Source organism: Pseudomonas sp. A-B-19 (assembly GCF_019947515.1).
In the GTDB taxonomy this organism is placed as follows: domain Bacteria; phylum Pseudomonadota; class Gammaproteobacteria; order Pseudomonadales; family Pseudomonadaceae; genus Aquipseudomonas.
Genome location: NZ_JAGYGN010000004.1, coordinates 198887 through 222389, shown reverse-complemented (window position 1 = coordinate 222389; position 23503 = coordinate 198887). Strand labels below are relative to the sequence as shown.

The following is a 23503-nucleotide window of genomic DNA, read 5'->3' as shown; positions in this document are numbered from 1 at the left end:
TTTTCGCCCGGAATTTCCGGTTTGTCATTTTCCCGTGGCCGCCGCGAAATGTCCTAACCGATCAGCAGACCGTTCCGACTTACGCTTGCGTCGCCGCTGGTTATTCTGGTGATTCCCAATAGCTTGCAATGGAATGCACATGAATGATCACGCCCATGGCGATGCCCCAACACCCAATGTCCTGATGCGCAACGAACTGAAGGCCGCGGTGGAGACCGCACTACCGCAAACTCCCGCTCAGTTTGGCGAGCGCTTGATCAAGGAAAAGTGGGGAGCCGATATTGATCCGCAGACAGCCCTGCTGGTGACACTCGACTATAACTATCATGGGCATCCTCCAGAGAACGGTATCCATCAGGGGCGGGTGGGGAGTTCCCGCACCCTGATCCAGGCCCTGCTTGGCAATTATCAGACGGTGGGCGACGGGCGCTTCGGCGAAACGGTGTTTGGTCTGTACACACCGCCCGACATCGGGCCGTCGGTGCGCATTGTCGAGAAGGTCGATGAGTTTGCTTATGTGGGCAGCGGCAACCACGACACCTATGAAGGCATTTACCGCGCAACGGTTCCGCAATCCTATGGCCCGCCCACGCAAATCAATCTACGGCCTGCCGATTTCAAGCAGTGGGTGTGGGGGTTGTCTCTTTCTGATCGATACCAGGCTTATCTCGATCAGGCCTGGCCGTCGGACGCGGTCATCACTGCTCCCGGTCCTTATGCCCTGAGGACATCGGTCAAGAGCGCTTTCGTGATGGCGGCCCGACTGCAATATCAAGAACGGTGCCTGTCGCGAAAAGGACTGGAGCTTGCCATGCAAGCCGCCGGGTTGCCCGCCGCGCAGACCTGGGAAGCGCTGACGATCCAGCAATTGCAAGCGCCGACAAAAATGCCCCCGGGTGTCGAGGCGAGCCGGTTGAAACTGTACCGTTATACAGCGACGGATATCTGGTGCTTTCAAGAGCGATCAGGCTCCAGGGTGTTGCTGTACATCCCTGGCAATTCTTCGCCATTACACGAATTCACCGACAGTCGGCAGTTGCGCCAATGGATCGTGACTCAGGGCGGGAGCGTCGATACGAAACATGCATTGGCGGCTCACTTCACCGAAGAGGATCGCGAGGACGGCACCTTTCATGCGGGTGTACTGACCGCGCTGGACGGCATGGCGATTTATCCAAAAGTGCATAGGCTGACGAAAAATGCCGGGTTCTTCAACGATGATGGTTATTGGGATCCGGACGACTACATCGAGTTTGATCGTTCACCCGGCGCAACCGACCCTTTTGCGCAGTTGGTGAGTTCCATGAAGCAGGCTGCCCGGGAGAGCATCAAGACCATCCGCGACGATGCTCAGGTCAACCGTGACAATCTGAGTGCCTTCGTCGAGCCGATCGTGCAATGGATCAACCGGTTCGGGCCACTGGCGTTGTTTGTGCCTGGAGGTGAGGGGTTATTGGTGCTGGCCGGGCTTATTGATGCCGGTTACGGTCTGGATGAGGCCGTCGAAGGACAAACAGCCCGTGAGCGTTCCGAAGGCGTGACGCGAACGGTGTTCGGCTTGCTCAATGCATTGCCGCTGGTCGGGGCTGGCGCCTCATTAGAACGCGAAGGCGCCGATGTCGCCGTGCTGACCAGGACCGGGCACGAGACTGGCGAGCCCGATGTGCAACCCGGCGGCAGACCGGCTGGTGATCCGTCCGTTCATATCGCTCCCCCGGAACCGATCGCGCCGATACCGAGCCGTCTGAGCCTGCTGCGAGGGATAGGCGCCCCGGTGGACGCTTTCAGCGATGAGGTCCTGATGCAGATTGGCAAGGTCTGCGACGTCGATGACGACATGCTGCGGATGATCCAGGCCGGTCGTCGACCTACTCCCGTGCTGGCCGACACCATCAGTCGGTTCAGGATCGATCAGGAAGTCGTGGACGTCATCGATAAAACCCAGGCTGGCGCGGCACCTGCAGTCGAAGGCAGTGATTTGCACGAGGCGTTGCAGGCCAGGCGAGTGGAGTTGTTCAACAATCGTTATCAGGCACTTCAGGATTCGGAGCATCAATGGGTCCGATTGTTTCAACAGCAATATCCCGGCTTGCCGAAAAGTGCGGTAGAGCAGATGCTCGATCGCTATGGAGTAGAACTGACGGCGACGCCGGATGAGATCCAGGCCAGGGAACTATTCAGGCAGTTGGATAGCAAAGCTCGCCAGTACCAGCGGCATGTGCGCCTCACTCGTGCTTACGAAGGCCTTTATCTGCGGTCGGTGGCTCATTCCGATTCGGACACGCTGGCTTTGCACTCACTGAGGAACCTGCCCGGATGGCCGAAAAACCTGCGAGTCGAGGTGCTCGACGGCTCGCCGCAAGGCCGGCTGCTGGATCGTTGCGGTTCCCTCGATGCCGCTAATTGTCGACGCTTGATCAAAGTCGGCAATCATTATCAATACTTCGACGTACCCACTCAAAGCATCGTGCACACAGATTTTTACGGGGCTGTCATCGGTGCATTGTCTAGGGACGAGCGTGCAGCGCTGCAATTGCAGTCGCTGAACCCGGCCAACGAACTGAAGCTCAATCTCCGTGACCGTGTGCTATCACGCCCCGAGTTCGGCCTGGGCCTGGGCAGAATGGACGGGGGGCTACCCTTCGAAATGCAAGGCTTGAGGGGCGGCGGCTTCCCAACGACTCCGCAGGCCGCAGTGCTGACCCACGAAATGCTGAGGCTGCAAGTCAGGGACCTCTATCCCGAATTCGGCAACGCGCAGGCCGATGAATGGCTGCAACAGGCCGGAGAAAGCGTTCAGTCGCAGCTCGATGGATTGAGACAACAATTTGAGCAATTGAGTACGGATTTGACGGGTTGGATCGACCAGGCCCTGCAGGATCTCGATGACATGGACATCGACTTTCTGGACGCTGACGACGAGGACGCCGCGGGCATGAGTCATGCGCAAATCGCGGCGCATAACGTAGCGCTGCTGCAGCACACGCTGGAGTACGAGCGCGAGACCCGGATGGAGCTGGCCGACGAGTTGGTGTCAATCTGGCGAAAGCGCCCGCCGCAGGCCAATCGTCTTTATTCCGGGGAGACGCTAACGGGATACAAACTGGATCTGGACTTCGAGGACTTTCACCGCTTGCCGGTCATGAGCATCAGGTTCAACGAGGTGATCGAATTGTCGATGCGCGGATTCCATCTGATTGAACGTGAGAGCTTGAACAGCTTCCTTGCGTCTTTCCCCAATCTGCGCGTCTTGAATCTGGAAAAAGTCGATCTGCGGCTGCCTGATGCAGCAGGGGGGCTGGAGGGTGGTGTTCTGCCTCCGGCGATTGCGCGAATGCACCATCTCACGACGTTGAATCTGAAAGCCACGTTTCTGCAATTCAGGGAGAACACAGCGTCGCAACTGTGTGACTTGATCAACTTGCAATCACTGGATCTAAGTGAAAACCCCTTGGGTGTTTCGCCAATGTTGCTAGGGATGAACGAACTGCGCCAGGTGAACTTGAGGCGCACAGGGATCGCCACATGTCCGATCGGAATTCGGGACGAGCCCTACCTGATGCTGCTGGACCTGAGCGATAACCGAATCACCCGGGTTCCGCCAGCGGTGCTGAGCCAGGCCGTTGCACGGGACCGGGTGAGGCTCTGGGGCAACCCGCTGACGGACGAGGACACGTTGCGGCGCTTGATCGATCATCGGCAACGCACCGGGATCAACCTGTGGTTGAGTGCGCCAAGAGCCGACTATGGCAATCCGGTTGCGTGGTTGCGCGAGGGTGACGAAGCACTGCGGCAAGCCAGGCGAACGATCTGGCAGCAATTGGCGGCCAAACCGTCAGGCGGTCGTTTCCTGAGTGTCATCGACGGGCTCAGCCTGACGGCGGACTTTCAGGTCGATTATCTGGAATTGCAAGCGAGGGTCTGGCGACTGTTGAGCGAGGCGCAGGCGTCGGACGAATTGTGGCGTTGGCTGAACCGGTTTGTCGAAGGCGCAGCGATCGATGCTGAAAATCCGCTGGGAATTTTCACCTCGCTGGAAGATCGGGCCAGGCTTTACCGCGATTGGGTAGCGATGGGGCGGCCGTTTCCGGTGATCACCGAACAGGCCTAGAGGATGGCCTTGAACCCCGTGAAGGGTTCAAGGCCTGGACATCAACGGCGACGGAACAGCGGCAGCGGTTCGTCGGTGGCGGCCTGGTAGGTCACCGAGAAGTCCTTGAGACCTTCAAGGGCTTCATACGGGTCTTTATCGGCGCGGATCGCGAACGCATCGAAACCACAGCGGTGCATGTAGAACAACTGATCGCGCAGCACATCACCAATTGCCCGTAGTTCGCCTTTGAAACCATAACGGTCACGCAGCAGGCGAGCGTTGGAGTAGCTGCGGCCATCGGTGAAGGCCGGGAAGTTCAGGGCGATCACCTGGAACTGCGCAACGTCGTCACCGATTTCTTCGGCTTCTTCATCGGCATCCAGCCACACGCCCAGGCCGCCGTCACGGGCTTTGAGCATACGGCTGTGTTCGCGCCACAGCTGCAACGGCACGATGAGGTCGTCACAGTTACTGATCTCGTCGATGTTGAAATCCTTGGGCAGCAGGTGCCAGGTCTCGTCGACGACCTCGTTGTTCTTAATGATTCGCTGCATAGACACGCTCCTTGAAGAGGTCGATACCAATACGCTGATAGGTGTCGATGAAGCGTTCGTCTTCGGTACGTTGTTCGATGTACACGTCGATCAGCTTTTCGATCACGTCAGGCATGGCTTCCTGGGCAAAGGACGGGCCGAGGATCTTGCCCAGGCTGGCGTCACGGCTGGCGCTGCCGCCGAGGGAAACCTGATAGAACTCTTCGCCTTTCTTGTCCACCCCCAGGATGCCGATGTGGCCGACGTGGTGGTGACCACAGGCGTTCATGCAGCCGGAGATGTTCAGGTCCAGTTCGCCGATGTCGAACAGGTAGTCCAGGTCGTCGAAACGGCGCTGGATCGATTCGGCGATCGGGATCGACTTGGCGTTGGCCAGGGAGCAGAAATCGCCGCCCGGGCAGCAGATGATGTCGGTCAGCAAACCGATGTTCGGCGTGGCGAAACCTTGCTCGCGCAACTCGCCCCACAGGGTGAACAACTGGCTCTGCTCGACATCGGCCAAAATGATGTTCTGTTCGTGGGAGGTGCGCAGTTGACCGAAGCTGTAACGGTCGGCCAGGTCGGCCACGGCGTCGAGCTGTTTGTCGGTGATGTCGCCCGGTGCAACGCCGGTAGGCTTCAGGGACAAGGTCACGGCCACGTAGCCCGGCTTCTTGTGGGCCAGGGTGTTGCGCACGCGCCAGCGGGCGAAGCCCGGGTGCTGCTGGTCGAGCTCGGCCAGGGCGCCGGTCTGGTTGTCCAGTGCCTTGTAGTGCGGGTCGACGAAGTGTTTTGCGACGCGCTGGACTTCGGCTTCGGTCAACGTGGTCTGGCCACCGCGCAGGTGCTCCATTTCCGCATCGACTTTCTGTGCGAAGACTTCAGGCGTCAGCGCTTTCACCAGAATCTTGATCCGCGCCTTGTACTTGTTGTCGCGACGGCCATAGCGGTTGTAGACCCGCAGGATGGCGTCGAGGTAGCTCAACAGGTCTTGCCACGGCAGGAATTCATTGATGAACGCACCCACCACCGGCGTACGGCCCAGGCCACCGCCGACCAGCACGCGGAAACCCAGTTCGCCAGCGGCGTTGTGCACCGGCTCAAGGCCGATGTCATGGACTTCGATGGCGGCACGGTCGGAAGTCGAACCGTTGACGGCAATCTTGAATTTGCGCGGCAGGTAGGCGAATTCCGGGTGGAACGTGGTCCACTGGCGCACGATCTCGCACCATGGGCGCGGGTCGATCAGTTCGTCGGCGGCGACACCGGCGAACTGGTCGGTGGTGACGTTGCGCAGGCAGTTGCCGCTGGTCTGGATCGCGTGCATCTGCACAGTGGCCAGTTCAGCGAGAATGTCCGGAATGTCTTCCACGGCCGGCCAGTTGAACTGCACGTTCTGCCGGGTACTGATGTGGGCGTAGCCCTTGTCGTAGTCGCGGGCAATTTTGGCCATCATTCGCACTTGGCGCGAAGTCAGTTGGCCGTAAGGCACGGCGACTCGCAACATCGGTGCGAAGCGCTGGATATAGAGGCCATTTTGCAGGCGCAGGGGGCGGAATTCTTCTTCGCTCAGCTCGCCTGCCAGATAGCGTCGGGTCTGATCACGGAACTGCTTGACGCGGTCCTCGATGATCCGCTGATCGTATTCGTCGTATACGTACATATAAGTCCTGTTCTCAGGCTTGGGCCGGTCGGAAACAGCGGCGTTTTTTGGCTTGCTGGCGTCCGATGAAACCTCGGCAATTCTGCGCGCACGGCCGCGCACTCCATTAGGAGCCGGGGCAAGATAACAGTTTGCAGTTATGCGTAAAAGTGATGTTTGAGCATATGTAAAGAACCAAATCGCCTAATGAGAATCGTTGTTGCAAAGGCCCTGTTTGTGGTGCGGGCAATCGTCGTCTTTACTCTGCTCGAGTCTTTATGCAATCACCGATAAAACCGACAAGAGGCGATGCAATGAGCAACCCGACCAAAGCACGGAAAAGCGACAGCACCGTTGATGCCTGGGCCATTTTGTTCCTGATCATTCTGGTCGTGGGGACGGCGGTTTTCTGGGTCAGCCATCAGTAAACGACCCCGTCCGGGCCCGGTTCCGACGATTGTCTGACAAAAACCGGAAAAATCGCCGTTTTACGAAGGTTCGCTGCCTATAATGCGCGGCGAATTTTCGGGGGCTCGGACGATCAATGTTGAAGTTCTTCTGTGGCGCAGTGCTGGCGCTGGGTATGGTCTGGGGACCGTGTGTCCAGGCGGCGTCCGTATTGTTCCTCAATCCAGGGACCACCCAGGAGACATTCTGGGTCAGTTACTCGCAATTCATGCAGGCCGCGGCCAAGGACCTGGGCATGGATTTGCACATCCAGTATTCCGAGCGAAACGCTGAAACCACACTCAAGCAGGCCCGCGAAGCCCTGCAAGGGCCCAATCGACCGGACTATCTGGTGTTCGTCAACGAACTGTACGTTGCGCCTGAAATCCTGCGTCTGGCTCAAGGCAGCGGTGTGAAGCTGTTTATGGTCAACAACGGCCTGACCGCAGACCAGATGCGCCTGCTCGGCACTCAGCCGGACAAGTATTCCGACTGGTTGGGCAGCCTGGTGCCCAACAATGAGGAGGGCGGCTACTTGATGCTCAAGCAGCTGATTCGCCTGCATCGCCCGGTCGCGCCCGGCCAGGTCATCGATCTGGTGGCCTTTTCCGGCCTGAAGATCACGCCAGCCGCGCAACAGCGTGAGAAGGGCATGATGCGAGCATTGGCCGAACACCCTGAAGTGCGGTTGCGCCAGTTGGTCTATGGCAGCTGGACCCGCGAGCGCGCCTATGAACAGGCCAGGTTATTGTTCAAGCGTTATCCGCAAACGTCGCTGGTCTGGTCGGCCAACGATGAAATGGCCTTTGGCGCCATGCAGGCTTATGCCGAAACCGGAGGCCAGCCCGGCAAGGACGTGCTGTTCAGCGCCATCAACAATTCACCGGCCGCGTTACAGGCGCTGTTGGACGGGCGGTTGAGTGTGCTGTTGGGCGGGCACTTCACTCTGGGCGGTTGGGCACTGGTGCAGTTGCATGACTACGACCAGGGGGTGGATGTCAGCCAGTACGGTGGGCGCGACCGGCAGATTCCGTTGTTGCAACTGATCGACCACGCACAAGCCAAGCGACTGCTGGCGTTGACCACCACTCAGGATTACGGTGTGGATTTCCAGAAACTCTCGGCCAAGGGGCGGCCGACGTCCTGGCGCTACCCGTTCAGCCTGCAAGCCCTGATGCACTGAGTCGGTTCAGATACCCGCCAGGTGCAACACCAGTTTGACGATGCCAAACAGTGTCAGCGCGAACACTGCCGTGAACAGAATCCCCAGAATCACGAAATGACTCGGCTTACCGTGAGTGAAGTCGCGCGCCCGGTTCTTGCCGCTCTGTACCCCGAACGCGGCAGCCAGCACACTGTGCAGCATCTGCCAGAAGGTCGGCGGTTTGTTGTTGTCGGCTGGATCGTCCATAAATCCCTCGTCACGCATGTGTGAGACGTAAGCATAGACAATACACCCGAAACCTGTGGGAGCGTGGCTTGCCCGCGATGAACGATGACGCGTTTTCCCTGTGAGACCGCGGCGCGTCCATCGCGGGCAAGCCACGCTCCCACAGGGGATGAGGGTTAGTTGTCGTAACCCAGGTTCGGCGCCAGCCAACGCTCGGTCACGCTCAACTCCTGACCTTTACGCGAGGTGTAGCTCTGCACCTGATCCTTGTCGATCTTGCCCACGGCGAAATACTGCGCCTGCGGGTGGGCGAAGTACCAGCCGCTGACCGCTGCCGCCGGGAACATCGCGTAGTGCTCGGTGAGGAATACGCCGCTGCGGCCTGCGCGCATTTCCTGGGCCTCTGGATCGAGCAGGGCGAACAGTTGGGCCTTTTCAGTGTGATCCGGGCAGGCCGGGTAGCCCGGAGCCGGGCGGATGCCGGTGTATTGCTCCTTGATCAGCGCCTCGTTGTCCAGCGTCTCATCCTTGGCGTAACCCCAGTAGTTTTTACGCACCTGCTGGTGCAGCCACTCGGCACAGGCCTCGGCCAGACGATCGGCCAGGGCCTTGACCATGATCGAGTTGTAATCGTCGCCAGCGTCCTGGTAGGCCTTGGCGACCTCTTCGGCACCGATCCCCGCGGTGGTAATGAAGCCACCCACGTAGTCGGTCACTTCACTGTCTTTGGGCGCAACGAAGTCGGCCAGGGAGAAGTTCGGCTTGCCGTCGGTCTTGATGATCTGTTGACGCAAGTGGTGCAACTTGGCCATTGGCTTGCCGTCATCGTCATAGAGCTCGATGTCGTCGTCATGCACCTGGTTGGCCGGCCAGAAGCCAAACACTGCGCGGGCGCTGATCAGTTTCTCGTCGATCAGTTTGCTGAGCATTTCCCGGGCATCTTTGTACAGTGAGGTGGCGGCTTCACCGACCACTTCGTCCTGGAGGATGCGCGGGAACTTGCCGGCCAGGTCCCAGGATATGAAAAACGGCGTCCAGTCGATGTATTCGGCCAGAACGTTGAGGTCGATGTTGTCCAGCACCCGCGTTCCGGTGAAAGTCGGTTTGACCGGCGTGTAGCTCGCCCAGTCGAATTGCGGCTTCTTGGCGATGGCCGCGCCGTAGCTCAGGCGTTCGGTGCGGGCGCTGCGGTTGGCGGTACGCTCGCGAACCTCGATGTAGTCCTGGCGGGTTTTCTCGACGAAACCGGCCTTGAGTTCCTTGGACAGCAACTGGGTCGCCACGCCCACGGCGCGGGAGGCGTCGGTGACGTAGATCACCGCGTCGTTGCTGTACTTGGGCTCGATCTTCACCGCCGTGTGCGCCTTGGAGGTAGTCGCGCCACCGATCATCAACGGCAGATGGAAGTCCTGACGCTGCATTTCGCGGGCGACGTGAACCATTTCATCCAGCGACGGGGTGATCAGGCCGGACAGGCCGATGATGTCGCACTTCTGTTCCTTGGCCACTTGCAGGATTTTCTCCGCCGGCACCATCACGCCGAGGTCGACGATGTCATAGCCGTTGCAGCCCAGCACCACGCCAACGATGTTCTTGCCGATGTCGTGCACGTCGCCTTTGACGGTCGCCATCAGGATCTTGCCCTTGGCTTCGGGTTTGTCGCCTTTTTCCAGTTCGATGAACGGGATCAGATGCGCTACGGCCTGCTTCATCACCCGAGCGGATTTGACCACCTGCGGCAGGAACATTTTACCTGCGCCGAACAGGTCGCCGACGATGTTCATGCCGGCCATCAGCGGGCCCTCGATCACTTCGATCGGGCGGGCGAAGGACAGGCGCGACTCTTCGGTGTCTTCGACGATGTGGGTGGTGATGCCCTTGACCAGTGCGTGCTCCAGACGTTTGTTGACGTCCCAGTTGCGCCACTCTTCGGTCTCGGCTTCCTTGACGCTGCCGTCGCCCTTGTACTTGTCGGCGATGGCGAGGAGGGCGTCGGTGCCTTCCGGGGTGCGGTTGAGGATCACGTCTTCGACGGCGTCGCGCAGCTCCACCGGGATCTGGTCGTAGATCTCCAGTTGTCCGGCGTTGACGATACCCATGGTCAGGCCATTACGGATCGCATACAGCAGGAACACCGAGTGGATCGCCTCACGCACCGGGTTGTTGCCGCGGAACGAGAACGACACGTTGGACACGCCACCGGAGGTCAGCGCATACGGCAGTTCGTCACGGATGTAGGCACAGGCATTGATGAAATCGACGGCGTAGTTGTTGTGTTCTTCGATACCGGTGGCTACCGCGAAGATGTTCGGGTCGAAGATGATGTCTTCCGGCGGGAAGTCCACTTCGTTGACCAGAATGTCGTAGGAGCGTTTGCAGATTTCTTTCTTGCGCGCTTCGGTGTCGGCCTGGCCGGCTTCGTCGAAGGCCATCACCACCACCGCGGCACCGTAGCGCTTGCACAGTCTGGCGTGGTGAATGAACTGCTCGACGCCTTCCTTCATGCTGATCGAGTTGACGATGCCCTTGCCCTGGATGCACTTGAGGCCGGCTTCGATCACTTCCCACTTGGAGGAGTCGATCATGATCGGGACGCGGGAGATGTCCGGTTCGCCGGCAATCAGATTGAGGAAGGTCACCATGGCCTTCTTCGAATCGAGCATCCCTTCGTCCATGTTGATGTCGATCACCTGGGCGCCGGCTTCGACCTGTTGCAGGGCGACTTCCAGAGCTTCGGTGTAGTTGTCTTCACGGATCAGGCGCGCGAACTTGGCGGAACCGGTGATATTGGTGCGCTCGCCGACGTTGACGAACAGCGAGCTGCGATCGATGGTGAACGGCTCGAGGCCCGAGAGGCGGCACGCCTTGGGAATGTCTGGAATCTCGCGCGGCGCATAACCGGCCACAGCCTTGGCGATGGCTTCGATGTGGCCCGGGGTGGTGCCGCAGCAACCGCCGACGATGTTGAGGAAGCCGCTTTGGGCGAATTCTTCGATGACCTTGGCGGTTTCCGATGGCAGTTCGTCGTACTCGCCGAATTCGTTCGGCAGGCCGGCGTTCGGGTGCGCGGAAACGTGGGTGCCTGCCTTGTTCGACAGCTCCTCGAGGTACGGGCGCAATTCGCGGGCGCCGAGGGCGCAGTTCAGGCCAACGGAAATCGGCCTGGCGTGGGCCACGGAGTTCCAGAAGGCTTCGGTGGTCTGGCCGGACAGGGTGCGACCCGAGGCGTCGGTGATGGTGCCGGAAATCATGATCGGCAGCTCGACGCCCAGTTCTTCGAACACGCCTTGCACGGCGAAGATCGCGGCCTTGGCGTTCAGGGTGTCGAAAATGGTTTCGATCAGGATCAGGTCGGCGCCGCCTTCGATCAGGCCCTTGGTGGATTCGGTGTAGTTCTCCACCAGCTCATCGAAGGTCACATTGCGGTAGCCGGGGTTGTTCACGTCCGGGGACAACGAGCAGGTGCGACTTGTAGGGCCGAGCACGCCGGCGACGAAGCGCGGCTTGTCCGGCGTTTCCAGGGTCTTGGCGTCGGCGACCTTGCGCGCCAGGCGTGCGCCTTCTACGTTTAACTCGTACGCCAGGCCTTGCATGCCATAGTCAGCCAGGGAGATCTGGGTGGCGTTGAAGGTATTGGTTTCCAGAATGTCGGCGCCGGCGTCCAGGTAGGCTTTTTCAATGCCGCCAATCACGTCCGGGCGAGTCAGTACCAGCAGATCGTTGTTACCTTTGACATCGCTTGGCCAGTCAGCGAAGCGTTTGCCACGGTAATCCTGCTCTTCGAGCTTGTAGCTCTGGATCATCGTGCCCATACCGCCATCGAGAATCAGGATGCGCTCTTTGAGGGCGTGCTTGAGAGCTTGAAGGCGAACGCTGCGATCGGACATTTGGACTACTCGGTAAGACCATGACGAAGGGCCGGGATGATAGCAAACCTGTGCGCTTTTGGAGCATGACTCGATTTTGCATGAATATCGTTCATGTTGGTAAGGATGACAGAGACCGGTAGAATCGCGGCGTTTTTTTCAGGATTCAGGACCAGGGACATGTCGTATCGCTTCGTCATCGGTACATTGCTGTTGTTTTCAAGCTGGAGCGCTGTGGCGCAAAGTCCGGCGATTTCCCCTGCCATTTCCTACAGCCGTGATATTCAACCGATCTTCACTGAAAAGTGCGTGGCCTGCCATGCCTGCAACGACGCCGCCTGTCAGCTCAACCTGGGCAGCGGCGAGGGCGCGGCACGGGGCGCGACGAAAGTCCCGGTCTACGACGGGGAGCGCCGCCAGGCCGTTGCGCCGACCCGACTGTTTTATGACGCCTCCGGCAAACAGGCCTGGCAGCAAAAGGGCTTCTATTCGGTGCTCGATGCCCGGGGCAGCCAGGCCGCACTGATGGCGCGGATGCTGGAACTGGGCCACAAAACCCCATTGCAGCCCAACGCCAGGCTGCCGGAAGACATCGTCCTGGGCCTGAACCGGGAAAACATGTGTGCCATGCCCGGCGAGTTCGACGGCTACTCCGCCAAGCATCCGAAGGAGGGTATGCCGCTGGCAGTGACCGGCCTGACCGACCAGCAGTACCAGACGCTACAACGCTGGCTGGTGGCAGGCGCGCCGATCGATCAGCAGGCGCTGGCGCCCAGCGCCAAGGAAGCCTTGGAGGTGGTGCAATGGGAAAACCTGCTCAACTCCCCGGGCGCCCGGGAAAGCCTGGTGGGGCGCTGGCTGTACGAGCACTGGTTCCTCGCCCATCTCTACTTCAAGGATGGCGAGCCCGGGCATTTCTTCCAGTGGGTGCGTTCGCGCACCCCGACCGGCCAGCCGATCGACCTGATCAACACCCGTCGCCCGAACGATGATCCGGGCACGCAGTTTTACTATCGCTTGTGGCCGGTGCAGGGCGTGATCGTGCACAAGACCCACATCACCTATCCGTTGAGTGCGCCGAAGCTGGCGCGGGTCAAGAGCCTGTTCTACAGCGGCAACTGGCAGGTCGATGCATTGCCGGGCTACGGGCCGCAGAGCCGGGCCAACCCGTTTGCCACCTTCGAAGCGATCCCGGCCCAGGCGCGCTATCAGTTCATGCTCGATAACGCCGAGTACTTTGTACGCACGTTTATCCGCGGCCCGGTGTGCCGCGGGCAGATCGCCACCGACGTGATCCGCGATAATTTCTGGGCACTGTTCCAGGCGCCCGAGCACGATCTCTATGTCACCGATCCGAACTATCGCGGGCAGGCCACGCCGTTGCTGGCGATGCCGGGGCAGAACGACGACGTCGGAAGTGTCCTCAGCCTGTGGCATGACTATCGCGACAAACGTAATGAATACGAAGCCTTGCGCCGGGACAGCTACGCTGACCTGCCTGCGCCAAGCTGGTCGACCCTGTGGGCGGGCAATGACAATGCGTTGCTGAGCATTTTCCGCCATTTCGACAGTGCTTCGGTGACCAAAGGCCTGATCGGCGATGTGCCGCAAACGATGTGGCTGTTCGACTATCCGCTGCTGGAGCGCACCTATTATCAACTGGCAGTGAACTTCGATGTATTCGGCAACGTATCCCACCAGGCCCAGACGCGGCTGTATTTCGACCTGATCCGCAACGGTGCCGAGCAGAATTTCCTGCGCCTGATGCCTGCCGATTCCCGGGAAGGCTACCTCGACGACTGGTATCAGAACAGTGGCAAATTCAAGATGTGGCTGGACTATGAGTCCATCGACGATGACAAACCGACTGCGCTGAGTCTTGATTCGCAGGATCCCAAGCGGGACTTCGCCCGGCAATTGCTGGCCCGCTACGGCGACCTCAATGCCCGCCCCGACCCGATCAACCGCTGCGACGGCGCCTACTGCTCGCGGCCGAACATCGATCCGGACCTGCAAAGTGCCGAACAGACGCTAAGCCGCCTGACTTCGCGTCCGGCGGCCGGGTTGAAAGTGATTGATCAACTGCCGGAAGCGACCCTGCTGCGCATCGAAACCGGCAGCGGCAAGCGTGAGGTCTACAGCCTGCTGCGCAACCGTGCCCACAGCAACGTAGCGTTCCTGCTCGGTGAGTCGCTGCGCTATCAGCCGGGGCTCGACACCCTGACGATTTTCCCGGGTGTGCTCAGCAGCTATCCAAACTTCATGTTCAACATCCCGGCCGGGCAAGTGCCGGCGTTCGTGGATGCGATGGAAAGCGCCAAGGATACCGACAGCTTCGAGAAAATCGTCGAACGTTGGGGAATACGCCGCAGTCATCCGCAATTCTGGGCTTATTTCCATGACCTGAGCCGCTACATCCACGAAACCGATCCGGTGGAAGAAGGCGTGCTGGACATGAACCGCTACGAGAACCTGTGACCATACCACCCTGTAGGAGCTGGCTTGCCAGCAAGAGGCCACGACATTCAACACAAATGTCGACTGATCTGGCGCCTTCGCTGGCAAGCCAGCTCCTACAGGGCATCGAAGAATCTTTCCTGACAAAAATACTAGGACTTTGTCCGGCGCGTTGATTGGCGTAAACTGCGCTCAAGCCTGCGAGGAGTTTCCATGACCGCTATTACCATCACTGACGCCGCCCACGATTATCTGGCTGATCTGCTGTCCAAGCAGAACACCCCGGGCATCGGCATTCGCATCTTCATCACCCAGCCTGGCACCCAGTACGCCGAAACCTGCATTGCCTACTGCAAGCCGGGCGAAGAAAAACCCGAAGACACCGCGCTGGGGCTCAAAAGCTTCACCGCGTACATCGACCACTTCAGCGAAGCTTTCCTGGACGACGCGGTTGTCGACTACGCCACCGACCGCATGGGCGGTCAGCTGACCATCAAGGCACCAAACGCCAAAGTACCGATGGTCAACGCCGACAGTCCAGTCAACGAGCGCATCAACTATTACCTGCAAACCGAGATCAACCCGGGGCTGGCCAGCCACGGCGGTCAGGTCAGCCTGATCGACGTGGTCGAAGATGGCATCGCCGTCCTGCAGTTCGGCGGTGGTTGCCAGGGCTGCGGCCAGGCTGATGTGACGCTGAAGGAAGGCATCGAACGCACCTTGCTCGAGCGCATTCCCGAGCTCAAGGGCGTTCGCGACGTGACCGACCACACGCAGAAAGAAAACGCCTACTACTAAGGCGTTCGCTGCGAAACGAAAAAACGGCGCTGTGGCGAGGGAGCTTGCTCCCGCTTGATGGCATAGCCATCACAAAATCAGTCAATGCATTTTCCCGTGATGAATGCGTTGGCTGATATTGGGACCGCTTCGCGGTCCAGCGGGAGCAAGCTCCCTCGCCACAGTTGCTTCAGGGCCTGTAGAGATGCGCATGCCCAGCGCGATACAACGATGACTCACTGAAGTGGTCACTGCCCAGCACCCGACCCACCAGAATCAACGCCGTACGGCGAAAGCCCTTGGCTTCAACCTTCCCGGCAATATCCTCGAGCGTGCCCACCACCCAGTCCTGATCCGGCCAGCTCGCGCGGTGCACCACCGCAATCGGGCAATCGGCGCCGTAATGGGGCAGCAGTTCCTCAACGATCTTCGCCAGGTGATTGACCCCTAAATGAATCGCCATGGTCGCGCCGTGTTGCGCCAGGCTGGAAAATTCCTCTCCCGGCGGCATGGCGGTTTTGTCGGCGTAGCGAGTCAGGATCACGCTCTGCGAAATGTCCGGCAGGGTCAGCTCCGCGCCCAAGAGCGCCGCGCAAGCGGCTGTGGCGGTCACGCCTGGGACGATTTCGAACGCAATGTCCAGTTCACGCAGATAGCGAATCTGCTCGCCAATTGCACCATAAAGACTCGGATCGCCGGAGTGCACTCGGGCAACATCCTGACCGTTGGCGTGGGCGGTCCTGATCAGGTCGATGATCTGTTCCAGGTGCAGTTCGGCGCTATTGACCACCTGTTCGGCACAGTGACCCTCCAGTACGGCAGCAGGCACCAGGGAGCCGGCATAAATGATCACCGGGCAGCTGCGAATCAGCCGCTGGCCCTTGACGGTAATCAGTTCGGGGTCGCCGGGACCTGCGCCAATGAAGTAGACGGTCATGGTCGGTTCCTGTAGGGAAATAGAGGCTGAACAGGGCTTCAGATGAAGAATGTTCATGATTAAAGGCGGGGATTATCGGTTTTTTACGCAGCGCCAGCCAATGCCAGGGTCGCCTGCGCGTATTTTTGCCGCGGAATCAACAGTTTTGCCGGGGCCTGGGCCAGTTGTTCCGCCAGGGCCAGGGCGGCGCTTTCCGCCACGCCGTAGCAGCCGGTGCGTTCAAACGCTATTTGCGATTGATGGCTGAGTTGCGGTTCATAAGCGGCCAGTTGTTCACTGCTGAAATACATCAATTCCAGGCCAAGCTGCTGAGCCAGTTCGATCAGCGCAGGTTCGTCACGCTTGGAGTCGATGCTGGCCAGGGCCTTGATTTCATGACGAGCAATCTGGTGCGCCTCCAGTGCCTGGTCGAGCAGCGCCAGCAACGTGCTGACGGGGCAGCCCCGTTGGCAGCCCAGGCCGACCGCCAGGGTCGGCGCTGTGCTGACGTCAGTCATGCGTGGTATTGGCCATCGCTTTTGCGACGGAACAACCAGGCGCTGATCAGGCCCAGGGCCAGCCAGAACACCACGTTGGTCAGCTGCGAAGCGATTTTGAATTGGGTTTCCAGCACCTCTGGAGCGAGCATCGAATGCACTTGCGGTTGCGGTGCGCCAATCACATGGGGAACGGCAAGGATTGCCACGCCGAGGACTTTCATCAGCCAGTGACGGCTGAATACGATCAGGGCGATACCGACGGCAGTGGAGGCGGCCGTGCCGATCCACCACAGTTGCCGTTGTGCCAGATCGGCGGCGGCAGTGCCGGGCAATTCCGGTGGCAGGCCGAGCGTCGGCGCGAGCACGAACGTCGCATAACCGGCCAGGCCCCAGAGCAGGCCCTGGGAGGTTTTGGTCGGCGCACGCAAGGTATACAGGCCGGCCAGCATCAGGGCGAAACCGACCGCTACCACCAGATTGCCGCCGGTGGTCGACAGCACGCGTTGCCAGCCGTCTTCCGGCTCCCAGGCTTCGCCATCGTGAGTGTGGGCGGCCATCGCACCGTCGGCGTGCTCATGCATTTCAACCGCGGCCGGTTCGGCTTTTTCGTAGGTCTCGGCCTGCAATATCAGCGGAGCGACCCAGAAGCTTTGCAGCAGGGTCAGCAGCAGGGCGGCCAGCAGCCCGGTGAAACCTGCGGTTTGCGCAATACGCTTGATCATGTCGACAGCTCTCAATGGCACGGGAACGCGGAGCTGTGACGGGTATCGTGGGCCGCGTTGTGCACCGCTTCGATGTGCGAGAAACCGGCGAAATACACAAGGCTCGCACCCAGGATCGACGCGAAGACGGCGGCGGTCAGACGTTGGGTCAGGGTTGTGGTGGTGCTCGCGGATGTGTGTTCGGCGCTGCTGATGATCGACATGGCGTATCCCTCTGGTCTGTCAGCGGGGAATAAGAGCGCATGCAAACCTCCGCAGGACCAGGCGCGCAGAGGTTCAAACAGCGCCCGCCCACCGCGGGTTTGTTGGTTCGGTGACCGTATTGGTCACTTTGTGTTGCGGGCCGGTCTCCGGGCTCACGAGGGGCGCAGGCGTTCGCCTGATCCTGCAAGCGCCACCTTCCCATGCCGTAGTGGCACAGTGGATCTGACGCTTCGCTCGCTTACCGTTGCGGGGGCAGCACCGGACTGACATGGCTTTAGAGTAAAGCACATGATTCACCGGTTTCCCGTTTCACCCTGTGAAGGGCACCCGTAACAAGGTGCGTAGGAGAGCATGGGCAGGGGTTGGGCGTCAATTGGCAAGGGTTCTCAACTCGGAACCGCGTCGCCTGAATCGCGAGCAAGCTCGCTCCCACATTGGAGCGCGATCCCCTGTGGGAGCGAGCTTGCTCGCGATGAGGCCAGTGAGGGCACCACAAGATATTGACCCACCCCAATACCATGCGTAGCCTTGCGCTTTCGAGGTTCTTCGGCGTTTGTCGAAGCTAAGAAGGGAACGCGGTCGATGCCGCGGCTGCCCCCGCAACTGTGAACGGTGATGTTCGTTGCCACGCCACTGCTGACTCAATCCATGAGGCCGGCGGGAAGGCGCAGCGAATGCCAGGCTCAAGGCCGGCGCACCGTCAGCCAGGAGACCTGCCTCGTTACAGATTCTCACCTTCAACCGGGCGGGGTGATCCGGTGGCGAACTCTTCAGGCACGCGCGCGCGTGTTGCCGGTTGTCGTCCCGTATGCCCGCCACCTAAGCCATAGGGCATCCGATGAAAACACTGGCCAAACTACCCGTCACCATCGTCACCGGCTTTCTCGGCTCGGGTAAAACCACGCTGCTGCGCCACATGCTCGACAACGCCCAGGGTCGCCGCATCGCGGTGATCGTCAACGAATTTGGCGAGTTGGGTATCGACGGCGAAATCCTCAAGCAGTGCTCAATCGGTTGCACCGAAGAAGAAGCCAACGGCCGTGTCTATGAACTGGCCAACGGCTGCCTGTGCTGCACCGTCCAGGAAGAATTCTTTCCGGTGATGCGCGAACTGGTGGCCCGTCGCGGCGATCTGGACCACATTCTCATCGAAACCTCCGGCCTGGCCCTGCCCAAGCCGCTGGTGCAAGCCTTCCAGTGGCCGGAAATCCGCAGCGCCTGCACGGTGGATGCGGTAATCACCGTGGTCGACAGCCCGGCCGTCGCCGCCGGCACCTTCGCGGCCTTCCCGGATCAGGTCGACGCACAGCGCAAACTCGACCCGAATCTGGACCACGAATCGCCGCTGCACGAGCTGTTCGCCGACCAACTGGCCAGCGCCGACCTGGTGATCCTCAACAAAACCGACCTGATCAACCCGGCCGACCTGGCCCGTGTGCGCCTGGAAGTCTCCGAAGAGTTGCCGCCAGCGGTGAAAGTCGTCGAAGCCAGTAGCGGTCGCCTGCCGCTGGACGTGCTGATCGGCCTGGGTGCCGGCTCCGAAGAACACATCGACAGCCGGCATAGTCACCATGACCATCATCATGATGGCGACGACGATCACGATGACCACGATCACGACGCCTTCGATTCGATCTCCATCCAACTGCCGCAAGCCGACGAAAGCCTGCTGATGGACGCGCTGACCCAACTGGTGGTCCAGCACGGCATCTTGCGAGTCAAGGGTTTCGCGGCAGTCCCGAACAAGCCGATGCGCCTGCTGATCCAGGGCGTGGGCACGCGTTTCGACAAACACTTCGACCGCCAGTGGGGCGCCGAAGAAGCGCGCATCACCCGCCTGGTGCTGATCGGCCAGGAACTGGATGCCACGGTTCTCGAAGCGCAACTGCGCGCCGCGCTCAGCGTGTAAGCCATGCACCTGCTCAGGACCCAGCCCGGCGGTTTCGTGTCGGATGACAACATTGCCGACCTTGGACAAACCCCCGCCGAACTGGTGGTCCTGTGCAGCGGCGATTCCAGCCTGGCGCTGCTCGCCGAAGCGGCGCAGCAATTGCCCGACGATTACCCGAGCGTGCGCCTGGCCAACCCGATGCAGGTGCAGAACCATGCCTCGGTCGATTTGTACGTCGATGAAGTGCTGCGTCACGCCAAGGTGATCCTGATTTCGCTGCACGGTGGCATCGCCTATTGGCGTTACGGCATCGAACGCCTGGTCGAACTGTCCCAGCGCGGCGTGCAGGTGATTCTGGTGCCGGGCGATGATCGTCCGGACCCGGAGCTCAGTGACCTGAGCACCGTCGGCGCCGAGGATCGTGACCGGCTCTGGCAGTTTCTGCGTCAGGGTGGCATGGGTAACGCCCTGGACTTCTTCCGCTGCCTGGCCAACCGTTGGCTGGCCCGTGATTACACCTGGGGCGAGCCGCAAACCCTGCCGCGCACGGCGATTTACCATCCGCACCGACACTGCGCCGCACTGAGCGACTGGCAGGCCGACTGGCACGCGGGTCAACCGGTGGCGGCGGTGCTGTTTTACCGCTCGCATTTGCAGGCGGCGAACACCGCTTTCATTGATGTTTTTTGCCAGCGTTTACAGGCGGCGGGGTTGAATCCATTGCCGATTGCGCTGGCCAGCCTGAAAGAGCCAGCTTGCCTTTCCAGGGTCGAAGACTGGCTGGACGAGGCCAGCGTCTCGGTGATCCTGAACACCACCGGCTTCGCTCAGTCCAGCCCCGAAGCGCCGCACCTGCGCCCGTTTCGCCGCAACATTCCTGTGATCCAGGCGATTTGCGCCCAGGACAACGAACCGGGTTGGCGCGCCAGCGAACAGGGGCTTGGCCCTCGCGACCTGGCGATGCACATTGCCTTGCCGGAACTGGACGGGCGCATCATCAGCCGCCCGATCAGCTTCAAGGACCTGGCGTGGCGCAGTGAGCGCAGTCAGTCGGATGTGGTCTGCTACCGGGCCCAACCTGAGCGCATGGATTTCGTTGCCGAACTGGCGCGGCGCTGGGTCGATCTGGCGCGGGTGCCCAATGCACAGAAGCGCATTGCCTTGATTCTCGCCAATTATCCGACTCGCGACGGTCGCATCGGTAATGGCGTCGGCCTCGACACCCCGGCCGCCGCACTGAATATCCTGCGGGCGCTGCATGCCGAAGGTTATCCGCTGCCGGCCGGGTTGCCGGACAGTGGCACCGCGCTGATCCAGCAGCTGCTCGGCGGCGTCAGCAATGATCTGGACACGATCGACCAGCGTCCGTGCCAGCAAAGTCTGGCAATGGATGAGTATTTGAAGATGTTCGACGCGTTGCCCGAAGCGAACCGCGCAGCGGTGCTCGAACGTTGGGGCGCACCGGAAAACGATCCCATGTGCCGCAACGCACGGATGATGATCGCCGGCTTGCGATTTGGCCTGACCTTCGTCGGCATTCAGCCGGCGCGGGGTTATCAGGTCGACCCGAGCGCGGTGTATCACGACCCGGACCTGGTGCCGCCCCACGGTTACCTGGCATTTTACTTCTGGCTGCGCAACACCTACGGCGCCCACGGCGTGATCCACGTCGGCAAGCACGGCAACCTCGAATGGCTGCCGGGCAAAGGCGTGGGGCTCTCGGAAAATTGCTGGCCGGATGCACTGCTCGGGCCGCTGCCGAACATCTATCCATTCATCGTCAACGACCCGGGCGAGGGCGCCCAGGCCAAGCGGCGCACCCAGGCGGTGATCATCGATCACTTGATGCCCCCGCTGACCCGCGCCGAAACCTACGGCCCACTGCGCAACCTCGAACTGTTGGCCGACGAATATTACGACGCGCAATTGCTCGATCCACGCCGCGCCCGGGAGTTGCAGCGCGACATCCTGCAACTGGTGCGCGACTCGCACATCGACCGCGAACTGCAACTGGACGAGCAGCTCGACAGCGATGCCGATGCGGCGATCTGGTTGCCGCGACTCGACACCTATCTGTGCGACTTGAAAGAGTCGCAGATCCGCGATGGCCTGCATGTGTTCGGCGAATCGCCCACCGGGCGTTTGCGTATCGATACCTTGCTGGCGTTGTTGCGCATTCCACGGGGCGATGGCCGTGGTGCGCAGTCGAGTCTGCTGCGGGCGTTGGCCAAGGCCTTTGCGTTGGGCTTCGATCCGCTCGATTGTGCGCTGGCCGAACCGTGGACAGGGCCGCGCCCCGAGGCTCTTGAGAACATCAGCGACGAGACCTGGCGCTCGGCGGGCGATACCCGCGAACGCCTGGAGTTGTTCGCCGCGCAGTTGATTTCGGACGCGTTGAACAGCCCCCGTGGGAGCGAGCTTGCTCGCGATGGTGTGTCAGCCACATTGATGTCAACTGATACACCATCGCGAGCAAGCTCGCTCCTACAAGGGGTGGGCTGGTCTGAAGTGCAAGCCATCATCGACAACCTGCGCGAGGTGGTTGCCCCGCGCCTGGACGCCTGCGGCCCCGCAGAAATGCGCGGCTTGCTCGATGCCCTGAGCGGTCGCTTCGTCCCGGCCGGCCCGAGTGGCGCGCCGAGTCGTGGGCGTCTGGACGTGCTGCCCACCGGGCGCAACTTTTATTCGGTGGACGTGCGCAACCTGCCGACCACCACGGCGTGGCGCATCGGGTTCCAGTCGGCCAACCTGATTCTCGAACGGCACCTGCAAGACCACGGCGATCATTTGCGCCAGCTCGGTCTGTCGGTGTGGGGCACCGCGACCATGCGTACCGGCGGCGATGACATCGCCCAGGCGATGGCGCTGATGGGTGTGCGTCCGGTCTGGGCCACAGGCAGCCAGCGGGTCGATGACTTCGAGATTCTGCCGCTGAGTTTGCTTGACCGTCCGCGGGTGGATGTGACCTTGCGTGTGTCGGGGTTCTTCCGCGATGCCTTTGCCAATCTGATTCGCTTGTTCGACGCGGCGGTGCAAGCGGTGGCCGACCTCGATGAGCCGGACGACCTCAATCCACTGGCGGCCAAGGTGCGCGCCGAGCGTGCAGCCTTGCTGCAGACGGGGCTCGATGAAGACGCGGCGCGACGTCAGGCCGGCTGGCGGATTTTCGGGGCCAAACCCGGTGCCTACGGCGCAGGGGTGCAGGGCGCCATCGACGGTCGGCTGTGGCAAACCCGCGAGGACCTGGCCGAGGTTTACCTCAACTGGGGCGGCTACGCTTACGGCGGATCTGATGAGGGTACCGCCGCCCGTGAACAGTTCAGTCAGCGCCTGAGCCAGGTACAGGCAGTGCTGCAAAACCAGGATAACCGCGAGCACGATCTGCTCGACTCCAACGATTACTACCAGTTCCAGGGCGGTATGCTCGCAGCGGTGGAAAGCCTGAAAGGCGAGGCGGCGGCCAGTTATCATGGCGACCACAGTCAGCCGGACTTGCCGAAGATTCGCACCTTGAAGGAAGAGCTGAACCGGGTGATCCGTTCCCGGGCCGCCAATCCGAAGTGGCTTGAAGGCGTCAAGCGTCATGGCTACAAAGGCGCGTTCGAAATGGCCGCGACGGTTGATAACCTGTTCGCCTTCGATTCCACCACGCAGCTGATCGACGATCACCAGTATGCATTGCTGGCCGATGCCTATTTGCTCGACCCGGACACCCGGGATTTTGTTCGCGAACACAATCCCCATGCCTTGCGCGACATGACCGAGCGCATGCTCGAGGCGCAACAGCGGGGGATGTGGAAGGAGCCAGGCGAGTACCGTGAGGCACTGGAAAACTTGTTGCTGGATATAGAAGAAGACAACTGACACAGAAGCCCGGGGCCAACGCTAACCTGTGGCGAGGGAGCTTGCTCCCGCTGGGTCGCGAAGCGGCCCTCGCATTCCCGGGGAAATCGAGTTGCCTGGTTTTGCGGCCGCTCCGCAGCCGAGCGGGAGCAAGCTCCCTCGCCACAGGGACCAAGTTTGTCCTTTGAATTGTTGATCGACACAACCGACCATGATGAGACG

General features: G+C 60.7%; 14 protein-coding genes and 2 riboswitches. Of the genes, 6 read left to right on the top strand and 8 right to left on the bottom strand.

Going from position 1 to position 23503, the window contains the following annotated elements; genetic code table 11:
* Window positions 1-139 precede the first annotated feature (139 nt).
* Window positions 140-4111, top strand: coding sequence for a dermonecrotic toxin domain-containing protein (locus KGA81_RS06555; protein WP_223545084.1), 3972 nt, complete (start codon window positions 140-142; stop codon window positions 4109-4111).
* Window positions 4112-4152: 41 nt separating this feature from the next.
* Here the strand turns inward: KGA81_RS06555 and KGA81_RS06550 are convergent, their stop codons facing one another.
* Both KGA81_RS06550 and KGA81_RS06545 read right to left on the bottom strand, forming a co-directional pair.
* On the bottom strand, window positions 4153-4647 hold the full coding sequence (locus KGA81_RS06550; RefSeq protein WP_223545083.1) for a DUF934 domain-containing protein: 495 nt from the start codon (window positions 4645-4647) through the stop codon (window positions 4153-4155).
* Window positions 4631-6289 (bottom strand): nitrite/sulfite reductase, encoded by a 1659-nt coding sequence (locus tag KGA81_RS06545; RefSeq protein ID WP_223545082.1) that lies wholly within the window; start codon window positions 6287-6289, stop codon window positions 4631-4633. Before KGA81_RS06545 ends, KGA81_RS06550 begins: the two co-directional genes overlap by 17 nt.
* 523 nt (window positions 6290-6812) lie before the next feature.
* On the opposite strand from KGA81_RS06545, the gene KGA81_RS06540 reads away from it, so the two are divergent.
* The gene (locus KGA81_RS06540) at window positions 6813-7898 is read left to right on the top strand and encodes an ABC transporter substrate-binding protein (protein ID WP_223545081.1); all 1086 of its coding nucleotides are present in this window, start codon (window positions 6813-6815) and stop codon (window positions 7896-7898) included.
* A gap of 6 nt (window positions 7899-7904) precedes the next feature.
* On the opposite strand, the gene KGA81_RS06535 is transcribed toward KGA81_RS06540, so the two are convergent.
* On the bottom strand, window positions 7905-8126 hold the full coding sequence (locus KGA81_RS06535) for a DUF2970 domain-containing protein (protein WP_223545080.1): 222 nt from the start codon (window positions 8124-8126) through the stop codon (window positions 7905-7907).
* A gap of 155 nt (window positions 8127-8281) precedes the next feature.
* Window positions 8282-11992 carry a methionine synthase gene (gene metH, locus KGA81_RS06530; RefSeq protein ID WP_223545079.1) on the bottom strand — a complete coding sequence of 1237 codons (3711 nt, stop codon included), beginning with the start codon at window positions 11990-11992 and terminating at the stop codon, window positions 8282-8284.
* A 159-nt stretch (window positions 11993-12151) separates the two neighbouring features.
* Here metH and KGA81_RS06525 point away from each other — a divergent pair, with 159 nt between their 5' ends.
* Both KGA81_RS06525 and nfuA read left to right on the top strand, forming a co-directional pair.
* A complete protein-coding gene (locus tag KGA81_RS06525; RefSeq protein ID WP_223545078.1) occupies window positions 12152-14449 on the top strand; it encodes a fatty acid cis/trans isomerase in 2298 nt (765 codons plus the stop codon).
* Window positions 14450-14641: 192 nt separating this feature from the next.
* The gene (gene nfuA / locus KGA81_RS06520; protein ID WP_223545077.1) at window positions 14642-15226 is read left to right on the top strand and encodes a Fe-S biogenesis protein NfuA; all 585 of its coding nucleotides are present in this window, start codon (window positions 14642-14644) and stop codon (window positions 15224-15226) included.
* A 169-nt stretch (window positions 15227-15395) separates the two neighbouring features.
* Here nfuA and cobM read toward each other — a convergent pair whose 3' ends face one another.
* From cobM to KGA81_RS06500, 4 genes are all read right to left on the bottom strand, one after another.
* The gene (cobM, locus tag KGA81_RS06515) at window positions 15396-16142 is read right to left on the bottom strand and encodes a precorrin-4 C(11)-methyltransferase (protein ID WP_223545076.1); all 747 of its coding nucleotides are present in this window, start codon (window positions 16140-16142) and stop codon (window positions 15396-15398) included.
* An 83-nt stretch (window positions 16143-16225) separates the two neighbouring features.
* Entirely contained in the window at window positions 16226-16639 is a 414-nt protein-coding gene (locus KGA81_RS06510; RefSeq protein WP_223545075.1) for a cobalamin biosynthesis protein, read from the bottom strand.
* Window positions 16636-17343 (bottom strand): CbtA family protein, encoded by a 708-nt coding sequence (locus KGA81_RS06505; protein ID WP_223545074.1) that lies wholly within the window; start codon window positions 17341-17343, stop codon window positions 16636-16638. The genes KGA81_RS06510 and KGA81_RS06505 overlap by 4 nt, the downstream gene beginning before the upstream one ends.
* A gap of 11 nt (window positions 17344-17354) precedes the next feature.
* Window positions 17355-17546, bottom strand: a complete 192-nt coding sequence (locus KGA81_RS06500; RefSeq protein ID WP_223545073.1) for a CbtB domain-containing protein — start codon at window positions 17544-17546, stop codon at window positions 17355-17357.
* A gap of 120 nt (window positions 17547-17666) precedes the next feature.
* Window positions 17667-17893, bottom strand: a riboswitch (cobalamin riboswitch).
* A gap of 176 nt (window positions 17894-18069) precedes the next feature.
* Window positions 18070-18283: riboswitch (cobalamin riboswitch) on the top strand.
* A 102-nt stretch (window positions 18284-18385) separates the two neighbouring features.
* Between KGA81_RS06500 and cobW the strand changes: the two genes are divergently transcribed.
* Together cobW and cobN are read left to right on the top strand one after the other, a co-directional pair.
* Entirely contained in the window at window positions 18386-19456 is a 1071-nt protein-coding gene (gene cobW / locus KGA81_RS06495; RefSeq protein WP_317850775.1) for a cobalamin biosynthesis protein CobW, read from the top strand.
* 3 nt (window positions 19457-19459) lie between these two features.
* Window positions 19460-23302, top strand: a complete 3843-nt coding sequence (cobN, locus tag KGA81_RS06490) for a cobaltochelatase subunit CobN (protein ID WP_223545072.1) — start codon at window positions 19460-19462, stop codon at window positions 23300-23302.
* The last annotated feature ends 201 nt before the right edge of the window (window positions 23303-23503 follow it).

Coding starts and splice junctions, on each gene's coding strand:
- KGA81_RS06555 (WP_223545084.1), top strand. CDS start 140: ATGAATGATCACGCCCATGGCGATGCCCCAACACCCAATGTCCTGATG.
- KGA81_RS06550 (WP_223545083.1), bottom strand. CDS start 4,647: ATGCAGCGAATCATTAAGAACAACGAGGTCGTCGACGAGACCTGGCAC.
- KGA81_RS06545 (WP_223545082.1), bottom strand. CDS start 6,289: ATGTACGTATACGACGAATACGATCAGCGGATCATCGAGGACCGCGTC.
- KGA81_RS06540 (WP_223545081.1), top strand. CDS start 6,813: ATGTTGAAGTTCTTCTGTGGCGCAGTGCTGGCGCTGGGTATGGTCTGG.
- KGA81_RS06535 (WP_223545080.1), bottom strand. CDS start 8,126: ATGGACGATCCAGCCGACAACAACAAACCGCCGACCTTCTGGCAGATG.
- metH (WP_223545079.1), bottom strand. CDS start 11,992: ATGTCCGATCGCAGCGTTCGCCTTCAAGCTCTCAAGCACGCCCTCAAA.
- KGA81_RS06525 (WP_223545078.1), top strand. CDS start 12,152: ATGTCGTATCGCTTCGTCATCGGTACATTGCTGTTGTTTTCAAGCTGG.
- nfuA (WP_223545077.1), top strand. CDS start 14,642: ATGACCGCTATTACCATCACTGACGCCGCCCACGATTATCTGGCTGAT.
- cobM (WP_223545076.1), bottom strand. CDS start 16,142: ATGACCGTCTACTTCATTGGCGCAGGTCCCGGCGACCCCGAACTGATT.
- KGA81_RS06510 (WP_223545075.1), bottom strand. CDS start 16,639: ATGACTGACGTCAGCACAGCGCCGACCCTGGCGGTCGGCCTGGGCTGC.
- KGA81_RS06505 (WP_223545074.1), bottom strand. CDS start 17,343: ATGATCAAGCGTATTGCGCAAACCGCAGGTTTCACCGGGCTGCTGGCC.
- KGA81_RS06500 (WP_223545073.1), bottom strand. CDS start 17,546: ATGTCGATCATCAGCAGCGCCGAACACACATCCGCGAGCACCACCACA.
- cobW (WP_317850775.1), top strand. CDS start 18,386: ATGAAAACACTGGCCAAACTACCCGTCACCATCGTCACCGGCTTTCTC.
- cobN (WP_223545072.1), top strand. CDS start 19,460: ATGCACCTGCTCAGGACCCAGCCCGGCGGTTTCGTGTCGGATGACAAC.